At 59.0% G+C, this 843-nt stretch carries 1 protein-coding gene; it reads left to right on the top strand.

Annotation, left to right across the window (positions count from 1 at the left end; all coding sequences use genetic code 11):
* Window positions 1-843 (top strand): IS256 family transposase (locus tag GY769_15880; protein MCP4203398.1); only part of this gene is annotated, 843 nt, incomplete at both ends.

Raw genomic sequence — 843 nt, 5'->3', positions numbered from 1 at the left:
AGGCGGCGCTTGAGGCAGAACTCGATTCGCACCTGGCCGAAGACTTGGCCGAGAACCGCAAGAACGGCAAGTCCAGGAAGACCGTGAAAAGCACCAGCGGCAGGTTCGAGCTCGAGACGCCGCGGGATCGCGCCGGCACCTTCGAGCCGAAGCTTGTTAAAAAACACCAGCGCACGGTCTCGGATGAAATCGAGACCAAGATCCTGTCGATGTACGGCTTGGGTATGAGTTACGCCGACATTGCCGGCCACGTCGAGGAGATGTACGGCATCAGCGTCTCGACCGCGACGATCTCGACGATCACCGACAAGCTCATCGGCGAGGTCAAAGCCTGGCAGGCGCGGCCGCTGGAGAATCTGTATCCGTTTGTCTGGCTGGATGCGATCCACTACAAGATCCGCGACAAGGGCCGTTACCAGAATAAGGCCATCTACACGGTCCTGGCGCTGAACATGGAGGGCAAAAAGGAAGTCCTGGGCCTGTATCTGTCCGAGAGCGAGGGCGCCAACTTCTGGCTCTCGGTGCTCACGGACCTGCAGAATCGCGGCGTCGAGGACATCCTGATCGCCTCTGTGGACGGCCTGACCGGTTTCCCCGAGGCCATCGCTTCGATTTATCCCGATACCGAAGTCCAGCTGTGCATCGTGCACCAGATCCGCAACTCGCTGCGCTACGTCGCCTCGAAAAATCACAAGGCGTTTATGGTCGATCTGAAGCGCGTCTACCGCGCCAAATCACTGGGCGAGGCCGAAGCGGCGCTGGACGAGCTGGAATCGATGTGGGGAGAAAAATACCCGATCGTGATTAAATCGTGGCGCACGAAGTGGGAGCATTTATCGGCTT

The organism is bacterium (assembly GCA_024224155.1).
Classification (GTDB): domain Bacteria; phylum Acidobacteriota; class Thermoanaerobaculia; order Multivoradales; family JAHEKO01; genus CALZIK01.
Note: the sequence above shows the minus strand (reverse complement) of the source record. Positions and strands in the feature narration are given on the sequence as shown.